At 66.0% G+C, this 24739-nt stretch carries 23 protein-coding genes; 4 read left to right on the forward strand and 19 right to left on the reverse strand.

Annotated features, from left to right (window positions below; all coding sequences use genetic code 11):
* Positions 1-893, reverse strand: an 893-nt coding sequence (rimK, locus tag AB5Y48_RS18455; protein WP_368165416.1) for a 30S ribosomal protein S6--L-glutamate ligase, incomplete at its 3' end; no start/stop codon positions are given.
* A gap of 146 nt (positions 894-1039) precedes the next feature.
* On the reverse strand, positions 1040-4711 hold the full coding sequence (gene metH, locus AB5Y48_RS18460) for a methionine synthase (protein ID WP_368165418.1): 3672 nt from the start codon (positions 4709-4711) through the stop codon (positions 1040-1042).
* Between the two features lie 204 nt (positions 4712-4915).
* Between metH and AB5Y48_RS18465 the strand changes: the two genes are divergently transcribed.
* A complete protein-coding gene (locus tag AB5Y48_RS18465) occupies positions 4916-6193 on the forward strand; it encodes a sodium:proton antiporter (protein ID WP_050666978.1) in 1278 nt (425 codons plus the stop codon).
* Positions 6194-6250: 57 nt separating this feature from the next.
* Here AB5Y48_RS18465 and cysQ read toward each other — a convergent pair whose 3' ends face one another.
* Complete coding sequence (gene cysQ / locus AB5Y48_RS18470; protein WP_050666977.1) at positions 6251-7060, reverse strand: 3'(2'),5'-bisphosphate nucleotidase CysQ; 810 nt, start codon at positions 7058-7060, stop codon at positions 6251-6253.
* A complete protein-coding gene (gene nudE / locus AB5Y48_RS18475) occupies positions 7057-7614 on the reverse strand; it encodes an ADP compounds hydrolase NudE (protein ID WP_050666987.1) in 558 nt (185 codons plus the stop codon). Before nudE ends, cysQ begins: the two co-directional genes overlap by 4 nt.
* A gap of 123 nt (positions 7615-7737) precedes the next feature.
* Between nudE and yrfG the strand changes: the two genes are divergently transcribed.
* Positions 7738-8406, forward strand: a complete 669-nt coding sequence (gene yrfG / locus AB5Y48_RS18480; RefSeq protein ID WP_368165422.1) for a GMP/IMP nucleotidase — start codon at positions 7738-7740, stop codon at positions 8404-8406.
* A gap of 36 nt (positions 8407-8442) precedes the next feature.
* Here the strand turns inward: yrfG and AB5Y48_RS18485 are convergent, their stop codons facing one another.
* Positions 8443-9054, reverse strand: coding sequence for a LysE family translocator (locus AB5Y48_RS18485; RefSeq protein ID WP_368165424.1), 612 nt, complete (start codon positions 9052-9054; stop codon positions 8443-8445).
* 10 nt (positions 9055-9064) lie between these two features.
* Entirely contained in the window at positions 9065-10171 is a 1107-nt protein-coding gene (locus AB5Y48_RS18490) for an NADH:flavin oxidoreductase (protein ID WP_368165426.1), read from the reverse strand.
* A 116-nt stretch (positions 10172-10287) separates the two neighbouring features.
* Between AB5Y48_RS18490 and AB5Y48_RS18495 the strand changes: the two genes are divergently transcribed.
* Entirely contained in the window at positions 10288-11193 is a 906-nt protein-coding gene (locus AB5Y48_RS18495; RefSeq protein ID WP_368165428.1) for a LysR family transcriptional regulator, read from the forward strand.
* Here the strand turns inward: AB5Y48_RS18495 and tyrS are convergent.
* Positions 11188-12453 carry a tyrosine--tRNA ligase gene (tyrS, locus tag AB5Y48_RS18500; protein WP_368165430.1) on the reverse strand — a complete coding sequence of 422 codons (1266 nt, stop codon included), beginning with the start codon at positions 12451-12453 and terminating at the stop codon, positions 11188-11190. The two genes, AB5Y48_RS18495 and tyrS, sit on opposite strands and share 6 nt — an antisense overlap.
* Positions 12454-12581: 128 nt before the next feature.
* Between tyrS and AB5Y48_RS18505 the strand changes: the two genes are divergently transcribed.
* Entirely contained in the window at positions 12582-13370 is a 789-nt protein-coding gene (locus AB5Y48_RS18505) for a helix-turn-helix transcriptional regulator (RefSeq protein WP_050666972.1), read from the forward strand.
* A 43-nt stretch (positions 13371-13413) separates the two neighbouring features.
* Here the strand turns inward: AB5Y48_RS18505 and AB5Y48_RS18510 are convergent, their stop codons facing one another.
* The 12 genes from AB5Y48_RS18510 to exeC form a co-directional block, all read right to left on the reverse strand.
* On the reverse strand, positions 13414-14172 hold the full coding sequence (locus tag AB5Y48_RS18510) for a type II secretion system protein N (protein ID WP_060587888.1): 759 nt from the start codon (positions 14170-14172) through the stop codon (positions 13414-13416).
* Positions 14169-14660 carry a GspM family type II secretion system protein ExeM gene (gene exeM / locus AB5Y48_RS18515; protein WP_050666970.1) on the reverse strand — a complete coding sequence of 164 codons (492 nt, stop codon included), beginning with the start codon at positions 14658-14660 and terminating at the stop codon, positions 14169-14171. The genes AB5Y48_RS18510 and exeM overlap by 4 nt, the downstream gene beginning before the upstream one ends.
* Entirely contained in the window at positions 14657-15832 is a 1176-nt protein-coding gene (exeL, locus tag AB5Y48_RS18520) for a GspL family type II secretion system protein ExeL (RefSeq protein WP_050666969.1), read from the reverse strand. Before exeL ends, exeM begins: the two co-directional genes overlap by 4 nt.
* A 10-nt stretch (positions 15833-15842) precedes the next feature.
* Positions 15843-16889 carry a type II secretion system minor pseudopilin GspK gene (gspK, locus tag AB5Y48_RS18525; RefSeq protein ID WP_368165433.1) on the reverse strand — a complete coding sequence of 349 codons (1047 nt, stop codon included), beginning with the start codon at positions 16887-16889 and terminating at the stop codon, positions 15843-15845.
* Positions 16876-17505: a GspJ family T2SS minor pseudopilin variant ExeJ gene (gene exeJ / locus AB5Y48_RS18530; protein WP_050666968.1), complete on the reverse strand. Its 630-nt coding sequence runs from the start codon at positions 17503-17505 to the stop codon at positions 16876-16878. The genes gspK and exeJ overlap by 14 nt, the downstream gene beginning before the upstream one ends.
* The gene (gene gspI, locus AB5Y48_RS18535; RefSeq protein WP_168929845.1) at positions 17502-17861 is read right to left on the reverse strand and encodes a type II secretion system minor pseudopilin GspI; all 360 of its coding nucleotides are present in this window, start codon (positions 17859-17861) and stop codon (positions 17502-17504) included. The genes exeJ and gspI overlap by 4 nt, the downstream gene beginning before the upstream one ends.
* A complete protein-coding gene (gspH, locus tag AB5Y48_RS18540) occupies positions 17858-18400 on the reverse strand; it encodes a type II secretion system minor pseudopilin GspH (protein ID WP_368165443.1) in 543 nt (180 codons plus the stop codon). The genes gspI and gspH overlap by 4 nt, the downstream gene beginning before the upstream one ends.
* 57 nt (positions 18401-18457) lie before the next feature.
* The gene (gene exeG, locus AB5Y48_RS18545) at positions 18458-18889 is read right to left on the reverse strand and encodes a GspG family T2SS major pseudopilin variant ExeG (RefSeq protein ID WP_136612679.1); all 432 of its coding nucleotides are present in this window, start codon (positions 18887-18889) and stop codon (positions 18458-18460) included.
* Positions 18890-19039: 150 nt separating this feature from the next.
* Entirely contained in the window at positions 19040-20260 is a 1221-nt protein-coding gene (gene exeF / locus AB5Y48_RS18550; RefSeq protein WP_368165436.1) for a GspF family T2SS innner membrane protein variant ExeF, read from the reverse strand.
* 1 nt (position 20261) lies between these two features.
* Positions 20262-21767: a type II secretion system ATPase GspE gene (gene gspE / locus AB5Y48_RS18555; RefSeq protein ID WP_060587894.1), complete on the reverse strand. Its 1506-nt coding sequence runs from the start codon at positions 21765-21767 to the stop codon at positions 20262-20264.
* Positions 21764-23803, reverse strand: a complete 2040-nt coding sequence (exeD, locus tag AB5Y48_RS18560; RefSeq protein ID WP_050666964.1) for a GspD family T2SS secretin variant ExeD — start codon at positions 23801-23803, stop codon at positions 21764-21766. Before exeD ends, gspE begins: the two co-directional genes overlap by 4 nt.
* Positions 23804-23825: 22 nt before the next feature.
* Positions 23826-24704, reverse strand: a complete 879-nt coding sequence (exeC, locus tag AB5Y48_RS18565; RefSeq protein WP_050666963.1) for a GspC family type II secretion system variant ExeC — start codon at positions 24702-24704, stop codon at positions 23826-23828.
* Positions 24705-24739 lie beyond the last annotated feature (35 nt).

Raw genomic sequence — 24739 nt, forward strand, 5'->3', positions numbered from 1 at the left:
TCGGCTGGCTTGTGCTTCTTCGACGCCTTCTTCTCGAGAAACTCGATGATCTTGCCGGCCACGTCCTTGCCCGAGGCACTCTCGACCCCTTGCAGGCCGGGGGAGGAGTTCACCTCCAGCACCAGGGGGCCGCGCGCAGAGCGCAGGATATCCACCCCGGCGACGTCGAGCCCCATGATCTTGGCGGCCTGCACCGCGGTTGCCCGCTCTTCGGGGGTGATGGTGATGGCCGAGGCGCTGCCGCCCCGGTGCAGGTTGGAGCGAAACTCCCCCTCCTGGGCCTGGCGACGCATGGCGGCGACCACCTTGCCCCCCACTACCAGACAGCGGATATCCGCTCCCTGGGCCTCGTGAATGTACTCCTGCACCAGTATGTTGTTATCGGTCTGGATAAAGGCCTCGATCACGCTCTCGGCGGCCTTGTTGGTCTCGCACAGCACCACGCCGATCCCCTGGGTGCCCTCGAGCAGCTTCACCACCAGGGGGGCGCCTCCCACCATCTTGATGAGATCCGGCACGTCGCGGGTGCTGTGGGCATAACCGGTGACGGGCAGGCCGATGCCGTGGCGCGAGAGCAGCTGCATGGCACGCAGCTTGTCGCGGGAGCGGGAGATGCCGAGCGAGCTGTTGAGGGCCATGGTGCCCATCATCTCGAACTGGCGCAGCACGGCGGTGCCGTAGAAGGTGATGCTGGCGCCGATGCGCGGGATGATGGCGTCATAGCCGGCCAGCTCGAGCCCCTCGTAGTGAATGGAGGGGCTGTGGGAGGCGATGTTCATGTAGCAGCGCAGGGTATCGAGCACCTCGACCCTGTGGCCGCGGCTCTCCGCGGTTTCCACCAGGCGGCAGGTGGAGTAGTTGTTGGGTTCGCGGGAGAGAATGGCAATCTTCATGGACGTGAGAGACCTGGGAATCGGGCGGGAGAGTATAAGGTGCCACGGCGCCAAGGCAACGCCAATTGTTTATCCTGACAACAAGCACGAGCGCACAAAATGGGGCGCCCCTCGGGGCGCCGTCATACTCAGGTCACACTGGCAGGTCAGCCCAGGTTTGGCGCCAGCCAGCGCTCGGCCTCCTCCAGGCTCATCCCCTTGCGGGCCGCGTAATCCTCGAGCTGGTCGCGCTGGATCTGGGCCACCGCGAAGTAGCGGCTCTCGGGGTGAGAGAAGTACCAACCCGACACCGCCGCCCCCGGCCACATGGCATAGGACTCGGTGAGCACCATGCCGATGCGCTCTTCCACCCCCAGCAGCCGCCAGATGGCCCCCTTCTCGGTGTGCTCGGGGCAGGCCGGGTAACCGGGTGCCGGGCGGGTGCCACGGTAGTTCTCGCGGATCAGCTCCTCATTGGAAAGCGCCTCGTCCGGGGCATAGCCCCAGTGCACCTTTCGCACCTGCTCGTGCAGGTATTCGGCGAAGGCCTCGGCCAGGCGATCGCACACCGCCTGGATGAGAATCGCATTGTAGTCGTCGTGCTCGGCCTTGAACGCCTTGGCGATCGCCTCCTCGCCGATGCCGCCGGTCACCGCGAAGGCGCCCACCCAGTCGGCCACACCGCTCTCCCTGGGCGCCACATAGTCGGCCAGGCAGTAGTTGGGGAAGCCCTTCTTCTCGGTCTGCTGGCGCAGGTGGTGCAAGGTTTCGATGACCTGCTCGCGGGACTCGTCGGCATAGACCTCTATGCTGTCCCCCACGGCGTTGGCCGGGAACAGGCCAAACACGCCGGCGCAGCGCACCGACCCCTCGGCCTCGAGCCGATCCAGCATGGCGTTGGCGTCGGCAAAGAGGCGCGTCGCCTCCTCCCCCACCACCTCGTCGTCGAGGATGCGCGGGAACTTGCCCGCCAGCTCCCAGCTCAGGAAGAACGGCGTCCAGTCGATGTAGCGGCGCAGGGTGGCGATGGGCATGGACTCGATGACCTGGACTCCGAGGGCGTGCGGGCGCGGCGGCTGATAGCCGGCCCAGTCGAGCTGATGCCGGTTGGCGCGGGCCGCTGCCAGCGACACCGGCGGCGTGCGCGGCTGCTTGCGGGCGTGCTGGTCGCGCACCACCTCGTACTCCTTGGCGAGCCGCTCGACAAAGGCCGGCTTGAGCTCGGGGCTGAGCAGGCTCTGGGCCACCCCCACGGCGCGCGAGGCGTTGGAGACATAGACCACCGGCTCGCTGTAGTTCTGCTCTATCTTCACCGCCGTGTGGGCCTTGGAGGTGGTAGCCCCGCCGATGAGCAGCGGCAGCGTGAAACCCTGGCGCTCCATCTCCTTGGCCACGTGCACCATCTCGTCCAGGGACGGGGTGATGAGACCCGACAGGCCGATGATGTCGGCGTTCACCTCGCGGGCGGTCTTCAATATGGTCTCGGCAGGCACCATGACCCCGAGATCGACGATCTCGAAGTTGTTGCAGGCCAGCACCACCCCGACGATGTTCTTGCCGATGTCGTGCACGTCCCCTTTCACGGTGGCCAGCACGATCTTGCCGTTGCTGGTGCCGCCGGACTTCTCCGCCTCGATATAGGGTTGCAGGTAGGCGACCGCCCGCTTCATCACCCGGGCCGACTTCACCACCTGGGGCAGGAACATCTTGCCGGCGCCAAACAGGTCGCCGACCACGTTCATGCCGTCCATCAGCGGCCCCTCGATGACGTGCAGGGGGCGCTCGGCCCCGGCGCGCGCCTCTTCGGTGTCTTCCTCGATAAAGTCGGTGATGCCCTTGACCAGGGCGTGCTCGAGCCGCTTGCCCACCGGCCAGCTGCGCCACTCCTGCTCGCGCGGGTCGGCCGCCTCGGCGCCGCCGCCCCGGTACTGCTCGGCGATGGCCAGCAGCGCCTCGGTGGCCCCCGGGTGGGTGTTGAGCACCACCGCCTCGACCTTCTCTTTGAGATCTTTGGGGATCTCCTCATAGATGGCGAGCTGGCCGGCGTTGACGATTCCCATGTCCATGCCGTTCTTGATGGCGTGGTAGAGGAAGACGGCGTGAATGGCCTCGCGCACCGGCTCGTTACCCCTAAACGAGAAGGAGACGTTGGAGACGCCGCCGGAGATCATGGCGTGGGGCAGGGTCTCCTTGATGTCCTTGACCGCCTCGATGAAGTCCACCGCGTAGTTGTTGTGCTCGTCGATGCCGGTGGCGACCGCAAAGATGTTGGGGTCGAAGATGATGTCTTCGGGCGGGAAGCCCACCTGCTCCACCAGGATGCGGTAGGCGCGCTGGCAGATCTCGGTCTTGCGCGCCCGGGTGTCGGCCTGGCCGGTCTCGTCGAAGGCCATGACGATGACGGCGGCGCCATAGCGGCGGATCAGCCTGGCCTGCTCGATAAACTTGGCCTCCCCCTCCTTCATGGAGATGGAGTTGACGATCCCCTTGCCCTGCACGCACTTGAGGCCGGCTTCCAGCACCTCCCACTTGGAGGAGTCGATCATCACAGGCACCCTGGCGATATCCGGCTCGGCGGCGATGAGGTTCAAGAAGCGCACCATGGCCTTCTCGGCGTCGAGCATCCCCTCGTCCATGTTGATGTCGATGATCTGGGCGCCGCTCTCCACCTGCTGCTTGGCCACCTCCAGCGCCTCGTCGTAGAGCTCCTCCTTGATCAGGCGCTTGAAGCGGGCCGAGCCGGTGACGTTGGTGCGCTCGCCCACGTTGACGAACATGGAGTCGGCGTCGATGGTGAGCGGCTCCAGGCCCGACAACCGGCAGGCCACTGGCAGATCCGGCAGGGTGCGAGGCGTGATGCCGGCCACGGCGCCTGCCATGGCGCGGATATGCTCGGGGGTGGTGCCGCAGCAGCCCCCCACCAGGTTGAGAAAGCCGCTCGACGCCCACTCGCGGATGTGGGTCGCCATCTCGGCCGCGCCGAGGTCGTACTCACCGAAGGCGTTGGGCAGACCGGCGTTGGGGTGGGCGCTGACGTGGCACTCGCAGATACGCGAGAGCTCCTCCACGTACTGGCGCAGCTCGTCCGGCCCAAGGGCGCAGTTGAGGCCAAACGAGATCGGCCGCACGTGGCGCAGGGCGTTGTAGAAGGCCTCTGTGGTCTGCCCCGACAGGGTGCGGCCGGAGGCGTCTGTGATGGTGCCCGAGATCATCACCGGCAACCTGACCCCGAGGGCCTCGAACACCTGGTCCACGGCGAAGGCCGCCGCCTTGGCGTTGAGGGTGTCGAAGATGGTCTCGATGAGGATGAGATCCGCCCCCCCTTCGATGAGGGCACGGGTCGACTCGTCATAGGCGGCCACCAGCTGGTCGAAGGTGACGTTGCGCTTGCCCGGATCGTTGACGTCCGGTGAGATGGAGGCGGTGCGGTTGGTGGGCCCCAGGACCCCGGCCACGAAGCGCGGCTTGTGGGGCTCTCTGGCCGTCCACTCGTCGGCCACGGCGCGCGCCAGGCGGGCCGCCTCCCGGTTGATCTCGGCCGAGAGGGACTCCATGCGGTAGTCCGCCATGGCAATGGTGGTGGCGTTGAAGGTGTTGGTCTCGAGGATGTCGGCACCGGCCGCGCAGTAGGCGTCGTGGATCTCGCGGATCACCGCCGGCTTGGTCAGCACCAGCAGATCGTTGTTGCCCTTGAGATCCGACGGCCAGTCGGCGAAGCGCACGCCCCGGTAGTCCGCCTCCTTGAGCCGGTAGCCCTGGATCATGGTCCCCATGCCACCGTCTATGATGAGGATCCGCTCCCTGAGCTGGGCTTCCAGTTTCTGCTTGGCTTGCGACACGACGACTCCTTGTATCCTGTGACGACTCTGCCCCATCCTATCAGCAAAAAACAGAATTAGAAATCCAGCCGTCTATCTATCCAAATTATCGCAACACTACTCAATAGGGGGTAGTGAGCCCATCCCCGCCAGAGAGTACCCTATGGCAGCCCGACCCTGTCGGGCTGAGCGTGCTTGCTGTTCTACCAATGAGAAAATAACAACATGAGTGTCTACTACACCCTCTGCTTCCTGGCGGCACTGGCGATCTTCATTGCGTTCGCCAACCAGTACGTCATCAGGATCCAGACCACCATCGCTATCACCGCCGGCTCCATGCTGATCTCGGCCCTGATGGTCCTGTTCGGTAAGCTGGACTGGTTCAACATGGGCCCCCTGGCCGTCGAGACCATGGAGAGCATCGACTTCCAGAACTTCCTGCTCAAGGGGATCCTGGGCTTCCTGCTGTTCGCCGGGGGCATCGGCATCAAACTGCCCGCCCTGAAGGACCAGAAGTGGGAGATCGCCATCATGGCCATCTTCTCCACCCTGCTCTCCACCTTCCTGATCGGCTACGGCTTCTGGTTTATCGCCGGCCTGCTGGGCTGGGAGATCCCCCTGGTCTACTGCATGCTGTTCGGTGCCCTGATCTCCCCCACCGACCCCATCGCCGTGCTGGCCATCGTCAAGAAGCTCCAGGCCCCGCCCCAGATCGCCATCCAGATCGAGGGGGAGTCCCTGTTTAACGACGGCGTCGGCCTGGTCATCTTCGCCACCGTGTTCGCCGTGGCGTTTGGCGGCGTCGAGCCCTCCTTCGGTGGCGTGGCCAGCCTGTTCCTGCACGAGGCCCTCGGCGGCATCCTGTTCGGGGTGGTGCTGGGCCTGGTGGCCCACATCATGATCAGTGCCACCGACGACGGCTCGCTCGAGCTGCTGCTGACCCTGTGCATCCCGACCGCCGGCTTCGCCCTGGCCAACATGCTTGGCGTCTCCGGCGCCCTGGCCATGGTGGTCACCGGCATCATGATCGGCAACTGGACCCGTCACTCGGGCTTCTCCGAGCAGAGCCAGCATCACCTGGATCACTTCTGGGAGCTGATGGACCAGTTCCTCAACGCCCTGCTGTTCCTGCTGATCGGCCTGGCCCTGGTGCTGCTGGACCTTGCCTGGCGTGACTGGATCCTGCTGGTCATCTCGGTGCCCCTGTGTCTGGCGGCCCGCTTCATCAGCGTCTCGCTGCCCTATGTGGCGTTTCGCAAGTTCCGCAGCTACAACAAGTTCTCGGTGCGGATCCTCACCTGGGGCGGTCTGCGCGGCGGTCTGGCCATGGCCATGGCCCTGGCGCTCCCCTCCGGCCAGATGATGCTGCCCGAGTACGGCGTCGATCTGCGCGAGGTGATCCTCATCATGACCTACGCCGTGGTGATGTTCTCCATCGTGGTGCAGGGGATGACCATCACCCCCATGATCGAACGCGCCAAACGGGCGGCCGGGGACTATTGATCCCCCCACAACGACAAGAGGCGGCCCGATGGCCGCCTCTTCGTTTTGTGCCTCCCCTCAGGGGCGCAGTATCTCGCTCCAGGGGAGTCCCTCATCCCCCAGGGTGATGAAGTCGGGATTTTCGAGGGAGTCGCGCCGGTTGTAGCTTAAGGGGAGCAGGCCGAGGCTTAAGATGGCCCCCCCCGCCTCGCTGACGATGCACTGGGCGGCGGCGGTGTCCCACTCCCCGGTGGGGCCGAGGCGCACATAACAGTCGGCCACCCCTTCGGCTACCAGGCAGGACTTGAGGGCGCTCGACCCCAGCGGTAACCGCTCGTAGTCAAACTCGGGGCTGAGGCGGCGAGTCAGGGACTCGGGGGCCTGGCGCCGGCTCACCGCCACCGTCAGGGTCGCCGGGGGCACCAGATGATGGCGGGCATGGATGGGACGACTCAGCCCCTGCGCCTCCTTGAAGGCCCCCTCCCCCTGGGCCGCCCAGTAGAGGGTGTCCGACTCGGGCGCGTAGACGATGCCAAGCACTGGCTGGTGATGGCGCACCAACGCGATCAGGGTGGCAAAGTCACCGCTGCCGGCGATGAACTCGCCGGTGCCGTCGAGGGGATCCACCAGCCAGTACTCGGGCCACTCGGCACGCTCGGCCAGCGGGATATCGGCCGCCTCTTCGGTCAGCACCGGCACCCCGGGGGTGAGGGCCGAGAGCGCCTGCTTGAGGTAGGCATCGGCCGCCAGATCGGCGCTGGTGACCGGGGTATCGTCCTCCTTGAGGTGGCGCTCGAACTGACCACCGCGGTAGATCTCGCTCAAGATCCGCCCGGCCTCGCGAGCGATGCGGCACGCCTCGGGGGCCACCGCCAGCAGATCGATCATGACTCCTCCTTCAACCATTTCTGCGCCAGCAGCAGGGCGCTGATACTGCGCGACTCGGTGAAGTCGGAGCGCGCCAACAGGGTATCGATATCGTGCAGGGGCCAGGGGATCACCTCGAGGGGCTCGGGTTCGTCCCCCTCCCGCTGCTCCGGGTAGAGCTCCCGGGCCAGCAGAATGTCCATCCGGCTCGAGAAGTATCCGGGGGCGAGCGACACCTGCTTGAGGGGGATGAGCTCGCGGGCGCCGAAGCCCGCCTCTTCCATCAGCTCGCGGTTGCCCGCCTCGAAGATGTCTTCACCGGGATCGATCAGCCCCTTGGGAAAGCCCAGCTCATAGCTGTGGGTACCGGCGGCGTACTCGCGCACCAGCAGCAGGGTCTGGTCGTCCAGCATGGGTACCACCATGACGGCGCCACGGCCGCCACCGCGCATCCGCTCGTAGACGCGCTCCTCCCCGTTGGAGAACTTGAGGTGCAAGGATTCGACCTTGAACAGGCGGCTTTCGGCCACCAGCTCGGCCTTGAGGATCTCGGGTTTCTCTTTTGCGTGGTCCATGGTGATCACTGGGCTGGGCTCATGCCTCAAGAGTAAACGACTCCCCGCCTCGCGGCTATCCACAAAAGGGGGAGCGCCACCGAAGCTCCCTGCTATACTGCCCGCCCACTCAAGGAGAGCACCATGCCCATCACCCTGCCCTGGCGCGATATCGACACCGTCCTGCTCGACATGGACGGCACCCTCATCGATCTCCATTTCGACAGCCACCTGTGGCAGACCCTGGTGCCCGAGCGCTACGCCGCCCGCCACGCCCTGGCGCAGGATGAGGCCAAGCGCCGCATCGATGCCCACTATGAGGCGGTGGCCGGCACCCTCAAGTGGTACTGCGTGGACTACTGGAGCGACACCCTGGAGCTCGACATCCGGGCCCTCAAGCAGGAGATCCTCGACAAGATCCGGTGGCGCCCCAACGTCATCCCCTTCCTCGATGCCCTCAAGGCCGCCGGCAAACAGCGGATCCTGTTCACCAACGCCCACCCGGCCAGCCTGGAGGTGAAGCTGCTCAGGCTCGAACTCGACGCCCATCTGGACAGTATCGTCACCACCCATCACCTGGGCTGGTCCAAGGAGAGCCAGCGCTGCTGGCAGGCGCTCACTCGCTGCATCCCCTTCGATCCGGCGCGCACCCTCTTCATCGACGACAGCGAGCGGATCCTCGATGCCTCGGCCGAGTTCGGCATCGCCCATCAGCTGGGGATAGCCCGCCCGGACAGCCAGCAGCCCCCCCTCTGCTTCAGCCGCTTCCCGGCGCTCGATGACTACGCCGAGCTCTTGCCCCTCGGCCTCTGACACGCTCAAGGCCCTCCTCGCGAGGGCCTTGTCATATCAGGTCAGCAGCCAGTAACCGGCGACGCCCATCATCAGCAGGGAGGAGACCCGCCCCAGCAGATCCCCGCGCCCCTGCCCTTGCAACAGCTGGTTTGCCCGCTGCCCGCCGTAGGCGTAGAGCAGCAGGTTGACGCACTCGATCAGGATGACCAGGGCGACGAACAACAGGGTCTGCAACTCGGTCGAGAGGGCCGGGCTGATGAAGGGCGGCAGCAGGGTCATCATGAAGAGCCAGGACTTGGGGTTGGAGATGGCGACGGTAAAGCCGCGCAGCACCAGTCCAAGGCGGCCGCTGTCCTCCTGGCGGGTCGCCCCCGCCTGCCCGCCGCCGCGCCAGCTTGCCACCCCCATCCAGAGCAGATAGAGGGCGCCGAGGTATTTAAAGCCCTGCATCAGGGCCGGCTGCTCGGCCAACACCCGGGTGTAGCCGAGCAAGGCGGTGAGGGCAATCAGCCCCACCCCGACCAGCTCGCCAGCGATAACCCACAAGGTGCGGCGCAGCCCCAGGCTGGCGCCAAAGCTCATGGCCAGCATCATGCAAAGGCCGGGGGAGACCGAGATGAGAAAGAAGGTCGGGATAAACATCAACAGCAGGGTCCACTCGCTCATCATGTCCCCCTCAGGCCGCATCGCGCGGGGCCAGCACCCCCATGCCGGCCAGGTAGTCGAGGGCGCTCGGGGTGAAGCCGATCTCCGTGAGGTGCGCCGCCGTGAAGGGAGCGCGCAGCAGCGGCAGGCCGCGGCTCACCCGTTCCATCCAGTCCGGATTGCCGATGGCCGCCGTGCCCACCGCCACCAGATCGGCGCCGCCAGCCAGGGCCAGCTCGGCCGAGGCGGCGTCATGGATCTTGCCCGCCACCATGAGCGGCACCCGCCCGGCCAGCCCGACCCGCACCGCCTCCAGCAGGGCGCCGCCGTCGGGATCCCCCGCCACCGCCTTGAAGCTGTCCCCCATGGAGAAGTGCAGGTAGTCGATCCCCTCGTCCGCCAGCAGGTGCGCCACCGCCAGCTGATGGGGCAGCGCTATGCCCTGGATATGGGCATAGTTTTCGGGGGAGAGGCGCACCCCGACCAAAAAGTCCCGGGGCAAGCGGGCGCGGATGCCGCGCACTATCTCCACCAGGATCCGCGCCCGGTTGGCGATGCTGCCGCCCCAGCGGTCGGTGCGCCGGTTGTGCAGGGGGTTGAGGAAGTTGCAAAGCAGGAAGTGGTGGGCTGCGTGCAGCTCGACCCCGTGCAGGCCGGCGCCATGAGCCCGCTCGGCGGCGCCCACGAAGGCCTCGATCAGCGTAAGAATCCCCTCCTCCGTCAGCCCCTTGACCCCGAGCGGGTAGCGCCCACCCGGCGCCAGCTCGCACGGGCCGACCGGCGCACCGTCGTTCAGTTCGGGCAGGGCCCGCATCCCGCCGTGATGCAGCTGCACCACCGCCAGCGCCCCGGCCTGCCGCGCACTGTCGGCCAGGGCCGTGAAGGCCTGCTGCTGGGTGTCGGTCATCAGGGCCGGCTGTCCCGCCCAGCAGCGTCCGCCAGGCTGCACCTGGGTGGCGGCGGCGATGAGCAGGCCGAAGCCGCCGCGGGCGCAGCGCGCCAGCCAGTCGAGCTCGGCCTGAGCGGGATCGCCGCCTGCACCGCTCATGTTGTGGGTCAAAGGGGCCAGCACGGCCCGGTTCTTGAGCCGCAATCCGGCCCGTTCGAAGTGGAAGCTGTCTCCAAGTGCCTTGTTCATCGCCCTCTCCCGGGATCGCAATGGAATGGCCGCCACTATAAACTGGGGCAATCAGGATATAATCAGGCGTACAAGCAAGGCATTCATTCCCAGCAAGACACAATAGGCCACCCCTCATGCGTCACCACAAGCTCGACACCCTCTACCTGATGCGCCTGCTGGTCGCCATCGTCCGCTGCGGATCCTTCGCCGCGGCGGCGGCCCAGCTCGGCATCACCCCGAGCAAGGCGTCCAAGGATCTGCGCCACCTGGAGCAGAGCCTCGGCAACACGCTCCTGAGCCGCACCACCCGCCGGGTGCAGCTGACCGACGCGGGGGAGCTCGCCTACCGCCAGGCCGACCAGATGATCGCCCTGCACGAACAGTTGCTGGACGGCCTGCAGCGCCGCCGCTCGGCCCTGTGCGGGGAGCTGCGCATCACGGCGCCGGATCTGTGGGGCGAGGTGGTGCTGACCCCGGTGCTGCTGCGCTTTCGCGCCAACCACCCCGAGGTGCGGATCATCGCCGACTTCAGCAATACCCCGGCCGACCTGCTGCGCGACAACCTGCACGTGGCGTTTCGCAGCACCGAGCTTGGCAGCCAGCCCTATCTGGCGCGCCCCATCGGGGTGGACGATCTGGTGCTCTGCGCCAGCGCCGACTACCTGGACCGCCACCCGCCCTTGCGCGAGCCGCAGGATCTGCAGCAGCACCCCCTCATCACCCGCTGCCAGGAGTACAGCCGCCACGAGCGCTGGACCCTGCTAGCCCAGGGGCGCGAGATCCCGCTGGAAGTGGCGGGCGAGCTGGCCTTCAGCAGCAAGAAGGCGATTCACCAGGCGATGCGCCAGGGGCTGGGAATCGCCCGCCTGCCGCGCTACCTGGTGGCGGCCGAGCTGGCCGAGGGGGTGGTGCGCGAGGTGCTGCCCGACTACCGTCCCAAGGGGGCCCATTTCTATGCCCTCTACACCCAGCGCCGGGCCGAGTCGGCCCTGGTCGGCCACTTCCTCGACTACGTCATCGAGGCGCTCACCCCCTCATGAGCGGATCACCAGGTGGTACTGCTTCTTGCCCCGGCGCAGCAGCAGGTAGCGGCCGAACAGCCAGTCGCCGTCGGCCATTGGCCCATCCTGGCGGATAACGCCGTTGAGACTGACCGCCCCCGCCGCCAGCAGCTCGCGGGCGATGCGCCTGGAATTCGCCAGGCCGCACGCCACCAGCAGGGTCACCAGATCCGTTTCCCCCTCGATGGGGCTGCTCGGCAGGCCATCCTGGGCCAGCTGGGCCAGATCGCTCTCGCCAAGGCGCGCCACGTCACCGCTGAACAAGAGCTCGCTGATACGCCGCGCCGCCGCCAGCGCCCCCTTGCCGTGCACCAGCGCGGTCAGCTCGTCGGCCAGCACCTGCTGGGCCAGCTTGCGTCCCTGCCGCTTGGCATCCTCCGCCTCCAGCTCTGCAATGGCGGAGAGCGGCATAAAGCTGTAGTAGCGCAGGAAGCGGTAGACATCCTCGTCCGCGGTGCCGAGCCAGAACTGGTAGAAGGCGTAGGGCGAGGTGAGCGCCGGATCGAGCCAGATTGCGCCCCCCTCGGTCTTGCCAAACTTGGTGCCGTCGGCCTTGGTGATGAGCGGCAGCGTCATGCCATAGACCTGGGCCTGATTGAGGCGCCGGGTGAGATCCATGCCGCTGGTGATGTTGCCCCACTGGTCGTTGCCGCCGATCTGCAGGGTGCAGCCGAGGCGCTGGTTGAGCACGGCGAAGTCCTGGGATTGCAGCAGGGCGTAGGAGAACTCGGTGAACGAGATGCCCTGATCCGGGCGGGCGAGGCGCTGGCGCACCGATTCCCGCGCCAGCATGGCATTGACCGAGAAGTGCTTGCCGATGCCCCGCAGAAAATCGAGGGCCGACATCTGCCCCATCCAGTCGGCGTTGTTGACCAGCCGCGGGGCGGTAAGCCCGTCGCTCGCCGGCAGCAGGGCGCTTATCTGGGCCGACAGGCTGGCCACCCACCCCTGCACGGTGTCGGCACTGTTGAGGGTTCGTTCGGTTGCCTTGAAGCTGGGATCACCGATAAGGCCGGTGGCCCCGCCCACCAGGGCCACCGGGGTGTGGCCGGCGAGCTGGAAGCGGCGCAGCATCAGGAGCGGCACCAGATGGCCGATGTGCAGGCTGCCGGCGGTGGGATCGAAGCCGCAATAGACGGTGCGCGGGGTAGTGAGGTGTGAGGCGAGGGCCTCGGGATCGCTCTGCTGGGCAATGAGCCCGCGCGCCATCAGATCGTCGAGCAGGGAAGAAGCGGTCATGGGGTCTCCAGATAGCGGGGAAAAGGCCACATCCTCACCGCTTTGGCCCGCGCCGAATATGTCCCCCAGGGGACAGTTTGGGGATCCGGTGCTAGCATGGGGCCACCTATCCGAACCCACTGCTCGCCATGTCTACCCCCCTCAGCGATGCCCTGACCCACGCCGTCGCGGCGCTGCACCAGCCCGGCTTCCCCGCCGCCCTGGTGGCCCTGCTGCGCCAGTGGGCCGCCTTCGACTGCGCCCTGGTGCTGGGTCACGACCGCCGCCCCCTCTACCTCTACGACACCCTGCCCGATCGCCGTGAGCTGCTGTTCGAGCGCTACCTCACCGGGGCCCACCGCCAGGATCCCTTCCTGCTCGCCCTGCAACAGGGGCTGGAGGCGGGAGTCTGGACCCTGGCCGAGGTGTCGCGCCGCGCCGGGCTCGAGCCCGACTATGTGCGCGCCTTCTACCGGGCCACCGGCTGGCGCGAGGAGCTGGGGCTGCACCTGCCCCTGCGGCCCGGCTTCGCCCTGGTGATCTTCCTCGGTCGCCTCGGCAAGGGGCGGCCGGTGAGCGCGGCCGAGCTGGCCCGGCTGCGCCAGCACTTCCCCCTGGTGCACGCCCTCTGTCGCCAGCACTGGGGCCAGATGAGCGATCCCCTGCCCGCCGCCCCGCCGGGGCGCGAGGATCTGGCGCGGATCCGGGAGATCATCACCACCACGCTGCCTCGTCTGGGTGGCCCCCACCTGACCCGTCGCGAGCGGGAGGTGGCCACCCTGATCCTGCACGGCCTCGACACCGAGACCATAGCCCTGCGCCTCGCCATCGCCCCGGGCACGGTCAAGAACCACCGCAAGCACCTCTACGCCAAGCTGGGGCTCGCCTCCCGCGCCGATCTCTTCACCCTGTTTCTCGGCCAGCTGGTCGCCCAATGAGAAGACCCGCCGGATGGCGGGTCTCTCGTCTTGGCTCAGGCGCCTAGAAGTAGCCCTGCTCGCGCAGGGGGTAGCGCCCCTGACTGTCGGGCTGGCCGAGGAAGGGGAGTCCCTGGCGCATCTGCTCGGGCAGCTCGGGTCCCGGCTTGAGGAAGCCCTGGAACAGGAACTGGCGCCCCGCCATCAGCTCCACCTTGCCGGTGAGCGACACCTGTTCGGAGGATTGGCGCAGCTCGGCCACCAGCTTGCCCTGCTGGCACAGCAGCTTGGCGGAGGGATCCGCCAGATCCAGCTTGCCGGCCGGGGTGTCGGCGCGGGCGCCGACCCAATCCAGGGTCCCGTAGAGGCTCTCGCACCAGGGCTGGCCCTGGGCGAACTCGTCCACCTTGAGCTGCAGCTGACCCGCCACCTCGAGGGGGAAGGGCAGGCGCAGGGGCAAGCGGGAGAGGAGCCAGGGGGCCGGCATGTTGAGCACCAGATCCCGGGCCGTGATGCGGCTCTGCTGCCACCCCACCAGCGCCTCGCCGTTGAGACCACCGCGCTGGCCGAAGCGCAAAGCCACCCGGGGAGAGAGGGTCAGCAACGAGCCGACCTCGAGATCCCAGCTCAGGTTGCTAAACGACTCGGAGGCGACCTGCAGCCGGGCGGCCTGCCCCTGCCAGAGGGTGCCGCTCACCCCCTCCAGGCTCACCATGGGTGGCAGGGGGGCGTAGCGCACCACCAGATCCGCCGGCAGACGGGCGATGAGGAAGCCAAGGTAGGCGACGAGGAAGAGCAAGGCGATCAGGATGCGCTGTTTCATACGGGACGGCTCAACTGCAGACGACGAATCTTCACCATGCCGGGGGGCAGGTTCTCACGGGCGATCTCGATCACCTTGATCTGCACCCCGTAACGGTCGGTGAGATCGGCCATCCAGAGCATCAGGGTGTCGAAGGGAATGGTGTCGATCCACACCTGCAACTCCTGACCCTGGGGCTGCAGCCGGGCGATGGTGATCTTGTGATTGAAGGCGGTGCGGTTGACCACCCCCTCCAGGGTGCCTGAGGTGTCGATCTGGCCGCCGCTGTTGCCCCGCATGGCCAGCACCAGCTCCCCCTTCTCCTTGAGCCAGGCCAGGGTCCGCTGCTGGGCGGCCACCTGGCGCTCCCGCTCGGCGACCCGATCCGCCAGGGGCTGCCACAGTCCCCAATAGAAGAGACCCACCACCAGCATGGCGCCGGCCGCTCCCACCATCTTCTGTTCGCGGGGGGTGATGCCCCCCCACCAGGCGCGCAGTGGCTCCATCATCCCTTGCTCCTCAGAATCAGCATGCCTTCAACCTTGCCCTCTTCGCTACGCAGCTCCCCCTGTTGCACGGCAAACCCCTTGCCCGCCAGCTCGCGGAAGCGCTCAACCTCGGCAAAGCCGGGAGCCGTCACCTGCAGACGCAGCTCACGGCGATCCGCGTCGAAGCGGATCACCTGGGGCTTGAGCCCCTGCACCTGGGCGAAGACGGGAGCCAACTCGGTCATCCAGAGCAGCAAGCCACCCCGGTTATCCTGCCCCAGCACCCGCAGGTGCTGCTCCATCTGGCCACGCACGTTCACGATGCGGGTCTCGCCCGGGAAGATGCGGGTATAGACCTGACGGATCTCGGCCTTGAGGGCCTTGTCGCTGGCGTCGAGACGATAGAGGTCGAGGCCCCGGTTCCCCAGCACCATCAGCAGCAGCACGGCGGCGGCGATGGCCACCTTGCGCCAGGGGCGCCAGTGCTTGAACAGATCACTCCGGGGCTTGAAGTCGCCCTGCAGCAGGTTGACCCGGCTGGTCAGGGCGCCGCGCGCCAGCAACAACATGGGGAGCTCGGGATCGGCGGCCTGCCACTGGCCGCTCACCCCGGCCGGCAGGGCGGTGTGGGCATGGATGGGGGGATGTTCCCCGTCCAGCAGCAGGGGCAGCAGGGCTGCCTCCGCCACCATTCCCTGACACTCACCCTGACGCAGCAGCCACTCGTCGCCGAGCTGCAGGGCGGCCCACCCCTCGGCGGGGAGCGGCAGGGCCAGCACATCCGGCAACAGCTTGCGGCTGGTGAGATCTGCCTCGCCGAGCCAGGCGAGCCAGCTCTGCATCTGCTCCCGATCGAGCGCCGCCAGATCCACCTGGTTGCCGTCGTGACCCAGCACGGCGATGTGCAGCGACTCCACATCCGAGGCGACCTGCTCCTCGAGCAGGTAGGGCAGCGCCTTGTGGGATTGCCGCCCATAACGGCCGGGCAGGGTCACCCGGCGCAGGATCAGGCTGCTACCCGGTACCAGCACCACCACGGGGCGGCCACCGGCACGCTCCTTCAATTCGCCGAGGGCTTGGGCCGAGGGGAGGATGCCAGAGGCGATGATCTCCCCCTGCTCCACCGACCAGACCAGCCAATGCACCGGCTGCTCCCGACTCGTCCCGAGTCGGACGACCAGACTCTCGCTCACCTTATCATCCTCACTTGAGCGTCTCGCCGCTCTCCTGGAGCCGGCGGACCACCTTGAATTTGTTGTCTTTTTCTCGCTGGAACTCGCTGACGAGGAAGGCGCGGTTCTCCCCCACCTCCGCCACCAGACGGGCCGAGAAGCGTTCACTCTTCACCACCACAGAGCCACGTGCCTTCTGATCCCAGGTCGGCACCAGCTTGAGAAATTCCTCGCTGCTCTTCCAGCCGTTGCGGGGGCGCTCGGCCAGGATCCGCTTCGCCTCATCGGCGGGGACCTTGTTCAGACTCAGGGCCGTCAGCAGTGCCCCCTGATCGGCCGGTATGGTGTTGACGTTGACCTTGAGATCCCCGTCCGGCCGCACACAGAGATAAGGGGCCAGCTTGTGGTAGAGCTCGGGGGTGACATCGCGTACCGCTCGCAGCTCACTCAAGGAAGCCATCCTCTGGTTGGCCGGCAGATAGGGGGGATTGAGCCCCTCGTAGTAGGCATCCTCGGCCCCGTAACTGGAGACCAGCACGGTATCCTTGTCGATCCAGTCGCGCAGGGCATCGCTCAACTGGGCCGCGTCGTACTCCTCCATGCCCAGCTCGGCCAACAGGATCCGCAATGTGCGGACAGCCAGCGGCTGGTTCAGGGGATCGTCCGGATTGCCCGCCGGCTTGTCGTCGGGCTTGCTGCCATCCGGGTTGCTTCCCCCCGGATTGGTGCCACCGGTCGTGCTATCCAGGCTGTTGAGATTGAAACAGCCGTAGAGATCGCGCACCTCGCCCTTGAGCTTGCCGTCCGGCACCGGGAAGACGGTCTCCTTGCGGGCCCAGTACTGGCCCAGGTGGGTGACGTTGGCACTGTCCTTGGCATCCTGTGCCAGGGCCTTGGCCACCAGGGCCTCGGCCGAGAGGGCGTACCACCAGGCCTGCTTGCCGGCGACCTGATTGGCGGTGCGGCGCAGCTCTATCTGCAGCCGGCCACTCATGTTGGCCGCCACTATCACCATGACCGCCAGGATCAGCAGTACCACCAGCAGGGCCATGCCCCGCTCGCCCTTACGGGGTCCCATTTTCTATCCTCTGGCCGCCGGCCCCGATCAGGAACTGACGACGGATGAGGCCGTAGTCTTCCAGCTCCAGCTCCACGGCGATACCTTCGGGCAGGGTGTCGCGCCGGCTCCACTCGTCACCCCAGCGCCCCTGGTTGAAAAACTGCAGGCGAAACGCCGTCACCCCGCCCAGCATCTCGCGAACCTTGGGCTCGGCGCCGATCACCGGATCCGGGTAGAGGAAGGTGAGGCGCTCGAGCTTGCCCCCCTTGAGACGCCAGCCGACCCGCTGCAACTCGGAGCGGGGGAACATGGCATCCGGGTTGAGCCAGCCGCCGCGAATGAAGGCGATGCCCCAATCCTCGCTCTCCTGCCCGAAGCGGGAGGCGGCGATGGCCACCTTGTTGGCCTCCCCCTCGATGCGGCCGCTGCGCGGCAGCATCTGGGTGAGATCCCGCTCCATCGCGCCCATGGCCAGTTGCAGCTCGGCCAGCCTCGCCTCCTTGCCCTTGGCGGTCTCGTCACTCGCCAACACCCCCTGCAGCACCTGATAGGCGCCGAGGCTCAGGGTGGCGAAGATGGCGATGGCCACCAGCATCTCGAGCAGGGTGAAGCCCCTTTGGGTCTCTGTGCTCATCGGTTGATATAGGTCCGCAGCAGGGTGATGGGGTTTTCCCCCTTGGGGGTGTCGCGCACCTCCACCTCGACCAGGCGCAGGCTGGCGTCCTGGGTCGCCTGACCCCGGTAGCGCCAATACCACTTCTGGCCGGCCAGATCACTCTCCCCCTCGACCCAGCTGTCGCCGGGCCACTTCTTCTCGAGTCTGAGCTGCACCAGCTGGTTGTCGGCCACCCAGGTCGCCAGGGTCTTCTCCTGCAGCCAGGAGAGGCCGGAGAGGTGCTCGCTGGCGCTCTTCATCACAGAGAGTCCCGCCACGGCGAAGACCGCCAACGCCACCATCACCTCGAGCAGGGTCATGCCACGGGCCTTCACTCCTCCTCCTCCTGCCGGGTGATGCGACCAAACTCATCCCCCTGATAACGGCGCAGGAAGCGCTCCCCATCCTGATCCAGGGTCAGGGTCAGGGTGAAGGGGGTCAGCTCGCTGCCGGGAAAGAGCAGCACCTGGGGGGTACGCGCCTTCTCCTCACGGCTCTGCTCGGCCTTATCGTCGCGCCCGCTCTGCCAGGAGAAGCCCTCCACCTCGAGGGCGAGACTCATCCCTTCGGGCAATTCATGACGGGAGAGCAGCTTGTCTCCCTCGATGGCCTGCCACTTGCGATCCTGACCGCTGCGCACCATGAACTGCCACGCCCGATCCTCGACCCGCAAGCCCAGCAGACGCCCCTCCATGATGGCCTGCTCCTGGGCCTGCTGCAGGGCGGCCCGCAGGCGGGCACTCTGGTTCTCCAGCTCACGATCCCCCTTGACGCTGCCCATGCTGAGGGTCACCGCCATGGCCACCAGCCCCATCAGCATGGCGACCAGCAGCACCTCGAGCAGGGTGAAACCCGCCTGCCGATCTCCCCTCACGGGAGGAGTGCCATCGGCGGGAAGAGGCAGGGCAAGATCACGGGCGGGAGGCAGCACTTACTGGAAGTCCTTCAGGTTCCAGTTGCCGATGTCATCTTCGGTGCCGGCTTCTCCATCCAGTCCCATGGAGAAGATGTCGATCTTGCCGTTCTGGCCCGGGCTCAGCAGCTGGTAGGGGTTGCCCCAGGGGTCTTGCGGCAGGCGCTTGATGTAACCCCCGTCACGGTAGCTGCGCGGCTCCGGCTCGACGGTCGGCTTGGTGACCAGGGCTTCCAGGCCCTGCTCCGTGGTCGGGTAGCGGTTGTTGTCGAGCTTGTACATGTCGAGGGCATTTTCCAGCGCGACTATGTCGGAGACCGCCTTCTGCTGATCCGCCTTCTCCTTGTTACCCATCAGGTTGGGCACCACCAGGCTGGCGAGGATCCCGAGGATCACGATGACCACCATGACTTCCAGCAGGGTGAAACCCCGTTGACGACGTTTTTGCATGACTGACTCCCTAACGAAATGAGATGGCATGAACCATCAACGATGAATTGTTAAACCGCGATCGCTCGATGACGCCTGTCGGCGAATCGGACCTACGGGCTCGATTAAGTCTGCAGGTTCGAATAGCGAAGCGTATTTGGACACCCTCACCTACAGATTCACCATGTTGTTGAGCTCGAGGATCGGCTGCAGGATCGACATGACGATAAAGAGCACCACCCCCGCCATGGAGACCACCAGCATGGGCTCGAACACCCCGAGTGCTATGTTGACCTGGGTTTCGAACTCCCGATCCTGGTTGTCGGCGGCCCGCTCGAGCATGCTGTCGAGTTCGCCGCTGCGCTCCCCCGAGGCGATCATGTGCAGCATCATGGGGGGGAAGATCCGGGTCTCTTCGAGGGAGGCCCGCAGGCTGGTCCCCTCGCGCACCCGCTCGGTCGCCTCCAGAATGCGGGTCCGGGCGAAGTCGTTGGAGAGCACCTCACCGGCGATGCGCATCCCCTCCAGCAGCGGCACGGCGCTGGCGTTGAGGATGCTCAGGGTGCGGGCGAAGCGCGCCGTGTTGAGACCGCGGCTGACCCGGCCTATCACCGGCAGGCGCAGCAGCACTGCGTGCCAGCGGCGACGCCGGGCGGCATCCTTGAGCCACCAGCGCCACCCCATGCCACCGAGCATGATGGCGAGCAGAAACCAGAGGCCATAGTGCTGCAGCAGCTCGCTGGCCCCGATGAGAAAGCGGGTGGTACCGGGCAGTTGCTGGCCCATGTGTTCAAATTGGGCCACCACCTTGGGCACCACGGCGGTGAGCAGAATGGAGATGACGCCGATGGCCACACAGGTGAGGACGATGGGATAGATCATCGCCTGCAGCAGCTTGGTGCGCATGTGCTGGCGCTGCTCCGTGTAGTCGGCCAGACGGTTGAGCACCTTCTCCAGATGACCGGAGCGCTCTCCCGCCGCCACCATGGAGCGAAACAGCTGATCGAAGACGTGGGGGAAGGTGGCGAGCGAGTCGGCCAGCGAGTAACCCTCTACCACCCGACTGCGCACCGTCGCCACCATGCTGCGCAGGTGGGCCTTCTCGCACTGCTGGGCCACTGCCTTGAGCGCCTCTTCGATGGGCATGGCTGCCGCCACCAGGGTCGCCAGCTGGCGGGTGATGAGGGCCAGCTCGGAGGTCGAGGCACCGCGGCGAAACAGCACGAAGCGGGTCGCCTCACGCTTGGCCTTCTCGGTGGTCTCGCTCACCTCGAGGGGAGTGAGCCCCTGCTCACGCAGCTGCTGGCGCACCTGGCGGGCGGAGTCTCCCTCCAGCACGCCGCTCTTGTTACGTCCCCTGGCATCGAGGGCCTTGTACTCGAACGCTGCCATCTTAATCTTCCCGGGTCACGCGCAGCACCTCTTCCAGGCTGGTCTGCCCGGTCAGCACCTTGTCGATGCCATCCCGGCGGATGCTGGGAGTGTGGTGACGAATGAGGCGCTCGATGGCCAGCTCACCGCTGGCGTTGTGGATCGCCTCGCGCACCGGCTCGTCGATCACCACCAGTTCGTGGATGCCGGTCCGGCCGCGATAACCGGTGTGGTTGCACAGCTCGCAGCCGACGGCGCGCCAGACGGTCTCCCCCTCGTCGTCGCGCAGCCCCATCAGCTCCCGCTCGTGGGCTGTGATGGGGTGGGACTCCCGACAGTCGGGGCAGAGGGTACGCACCAGGCGCTGGGCCAGCACCGCCAACAAGGATGAGGAGAGCAGGAAGGGCTCGATCCCCATGTCGCGCATCCGGGTGATGGCGCCGATGGCGGTGTTGGTGTGCAGAGTCGACATCACCAGGTGACCGGTCAGGGAGGCCTGCACGGCGATCTGGGCAGTCTCAAGGTCACGGATTTCCCCCACCATCACCACGTCCGGATCCTGACGCAGGATGGCGCGCAGGCCGCGGGCGAAGGTCATGTCGACCTTGGTGTTGACCTGGGTCTGACCGACCCCCTCGAGGTCATATTCGATAGGGTCTTCCACGGTCAGGATGTTGCGATCCCGGGAGTTGATCTCCGAGAGCGCCGCATAGAGGGTGGTCGACTTGCCCGAGCCGGTCGGACCGGTCACCAGTATGATGCCGTGGGGCTTTCTGATGAGCTCGCTGATGATGTTGCGGTTGCGCAGGGTCATGCCGAGCTGGGCCAGCTCGAGGCGGATGGTGTTCTTGTCGAGCAGACGCAACACCACCCGCTCGCCATAGCTCGACGGCATGGTGGAGACCCGCACGTCGACGGCGCGACCGCCGATGCGCAATGAGATGCGGCCATCCTGGGGGACCCGCTTCTCGGCGATGTCCATGCGCGACATTACCTTGATACGCGACACCAGCAAGGAGGCCAGCTTGCGATGGGGGCGCAGGATCTCCCGCAGCACCCCATCGATGCGAAAACGGATCACCAGGGAGCGCTCGAAGGTCTCGATGTGAATGTCCGATGCCTCTTCCTTGATCGCCTCGCTCAGCATGGCGTTGATGAGGCGGATGATGGGGGCATCGTCGTCGGCATCGAGCAGGTCTTCGCTCTGGGGCAGCTCTTCGGCCAGGGCGAAGAAGTCCATCTCGTTACCGATATCCTCCATCAGCTGACGCGCCTCGGAGGAGTCGCGCTGATAGTGGGCCATCAGCTGCTCCTCAAACGCCTCGGCATCGAGCTGCTCCACCTGGAAGGGGCGGCCGGCCACCCGGCGCACCTCAAGCAGGCTCTGGGGGGAGATGCCGGCACGACACACCAGCCAGGGCGCCCCCTCCCGCTCGGTCAGGATGGCGCCATTCTGGCGGGCGAAGGCGAAGGGAAGCTCCGGCAGCGGGGCCGGTGCCTCGGCGTCGTCGAGCTGATACGCCATCACTGGTTACCCTGCAGGAAGGTACGCGCCCCACTGGCGGTGTTCTGCTGTTGGCGCTGCATCTGCTCTATCTGCTGACGCATCTCGGGGGAGACGGTCACATCCTGGCCATACTCGGGCAGCACCTGACGGGCCGGCGAGGTGAGGTAGCCCTCCTGGGCCGCATTCTCCAGCTGCTGGGCGCGGAACAGGGTGTACTTGTTGCTGGAGATGCCGGAGTAGACGTTGGCATCGCGCAAAATGGTCGGGCGGATAAAGACCATCAGGTTACGCTTGCTCACCGTGTTGGAGGTGGAGCGGAACAGGTAGCCCAGCACGGGAATATCGCCGAGGATGGGGACCTTGGATACCTGCTCCTTGGTCTGGTCATCCATCAGGCCCCCCAGCACCACGGTCTCGCCGCTCTTGACCAGCACCGCGTTCTTCACGGTACGGGTGTCGAAGGTGGGGCCCAGATTGGCGGTGCCCGAGGCCTGGGCCTGCGCCACGCTGGAGACCTCCTGCTCGATGTTGAGCAGCACAGAGTCCCCCTCGTTGATCTGGGGGGTCACCACCAGCTTGGTACCCACCGTCTTGCGCTCTATGGTGTTGAAGATGTTGTCACCCGAGGTAGAGCTCTGGGAGCCGGTCTGCACCGGCACCTCCTGACCCACGTTGAACGACGCCTCCTTGTTGTCCATGGTGACGATACTCGGAGTCGAGAGGATGTCGTTCTTGGTGTTGGAGGAGAGGGCCGTCACCAGCATGGCCCAGTCCCCGTGATAGAAGCCGGCGGCCATGCCGTTGAACTCTTTCATCAAGCCGCTGAGCCCGGTGGTGGTGCCATTCTTGTCGTAATCCTTGCCGGCGGCGATCACCTGGCCGAGAGGCAAGCCAGTGTTGGTGAACTGGGTGCCACCACCGTTGGCATTACCCCACTGCACCCCGAGGTTGAGGCCGTCCCCATCCTGCATCTCGACGATAATGGCCTCGACCAGAACCTGGGCACGGCGGATGTCGAGCTTGGTGATCACCTGCTCGAGCTCGGCCATGACGTCCGGCTGAGCCGTGATGACCAGGGAGTTGGAGGCCTCGTCGGCGGAGATGGCCAGCTTGCCACCGCCTATGCTGGCCCCACCACCGGTCGCGGCGGCGCCCCCCCCCTTCTTCTCGGCCTCGATGCTGGAGCTGACGCCCTTGAGCACGTCCACCATCTCCTTGGCCTTGGCATACTTGAGGTAGAAGACCCGGGTATTACCCTGGGTTTGCAGATCCTGATCCAGCTGACGCACCATGCGGATGATCCGCTCCCGGGCCTGGGGCTCGCCGGTCACCACCACGGAGTTGGTGCGCTCGTCCGCCACCACCTTGGGGGTGAGCAGGGCAGAGGCACCGGCCCCTCCCTGGGCACTGGCATCCTTGTTGAGGGTGGTGACCAGACGCACCATCTCACCGGCCGAGGCGTACTTCAGTTTGATGATGTCCACCTCCTGGTTGCCCGCCTTGTCGACCCGGCGCACCACCTCCACCAGGCGGTTCACCACGGCGGCACGGCCGGTGATGAGCAGCACATTGGAGGGATCGTAATGGACCACGTTGCCGCCGCCTGCGTTGTCGTTGAGCTGGCGCAGCAGAGGGGCCAGTTCACGCACCGAGACGTTGCGCACCGGCACCACCCGGGTCACCATCTCGTCACCCATCCCCGGATTGGTGCCATCCACCACAGGAATGGCCGAGGTCTTGGCATCGCGAGAACGCACCACCTTGAGCACACCGTTATCCATGGGCACCACGGCGAAGCCATAGACATCGAGCACACTCAGGAAGAACTGGTAGTACTGCTGTTCATTGAGCAGGTCATAGCTGCGGACGTTGATCTTGCCGCGCACCGAGGGCTCTATGATGATGGTCTTGTTGAGATTTCTGCCGACCGTGTTGATGAACTCTTCAATATCCGCATTCTTGAAGCTGGCGGAGAACTCTGCCGCCCATGCCTGACCGGCCATCAGCAGCGCAGCGGCCACAGAGGCAATTCGTAGCGCCTTGTTTTTAATAATCATTTATTGGTGTAACTCCAGATCATCATTCCGACAGTCCGACGAAAACGTCGTAGAGCTGACCTTCCCGCTCCACGGTGACCGTCATCTCGGTGGCTCCTGCCAACTGCTGCATGGCCTGCATGGCCTGCGCCGTGTCCTTCAAGTCCAGTCCATTGATACTCACCGCCATGTCGTTGGCCTGCAGCCCGAGCCGGTTGAACAGCTCGGGATCACGGCCCGGATTGAGGCGGTAACCGGCCATGCGACCATCCACCCGCACCGGCTCTATGGTGACGTAATCGGTCAATTTACCGGGATTCTGTAACAGCTCTTCGCGCACCCCACCCAGGGTGTTGTCCGCATGGGCGGTGGGCAGCGGCTTGCCATACTCTTCGCCATCGAGCATCAGGGTCTCGTCCCGCCCCTGGTGCTCTATGATGACGCGATCAGGATAGACTTGGCGGATCTTGGCCTGGGTGCCGTCGATGATATCGCCGACCCCGTAACTGTTCTGTACCCCGCCATTGGCGATGATGGCAATCGATTTGGCGGGATCACTGCTGGCCAGCACACCGGTGAGTTGGACGTTGAGGCGGGTCTGGGGGGCGTCGGCGGCGATGGCACGATCCTGACCGGCCTCCTCGGTGGGAGCGGCCTTGCCAAAGAGGGCAAGACGGGTGATGGCACCGAGATCGCTCTCCCCCTGACGGGATGAGCCCGAGAGCCCCTGGCCGGCAGGTTGCCAGACGGCCGCCTGGTACGGCTGTATCATGCCGGTAAGGCGCCAGGTGAGGATGGCCAGTTGCTGGGCGATCAGCAGCAGCAACAGCAGAAACAGGGGCTGGCAACTGCGGCGCCAGGGCAGGCGCGACAACCACTCCCATCCCTTCTGGAGCCAGTCTTCCCTGAGCAGGTCATTCATGGTTTTATCAATAATATCTAGGATGTACCGGGCTG

The sequence above is a fragment of the Aeromonas sp. R6-2 genome (assembly GCF_040908155.1).
Classification (GTDB): domain Bacteria; phylum Pseudomonadota; class Gammaproteobacteria; order Enterobacterales; family Aeromonadaceae; genus Aeromonas; species Aeromonas schubertii.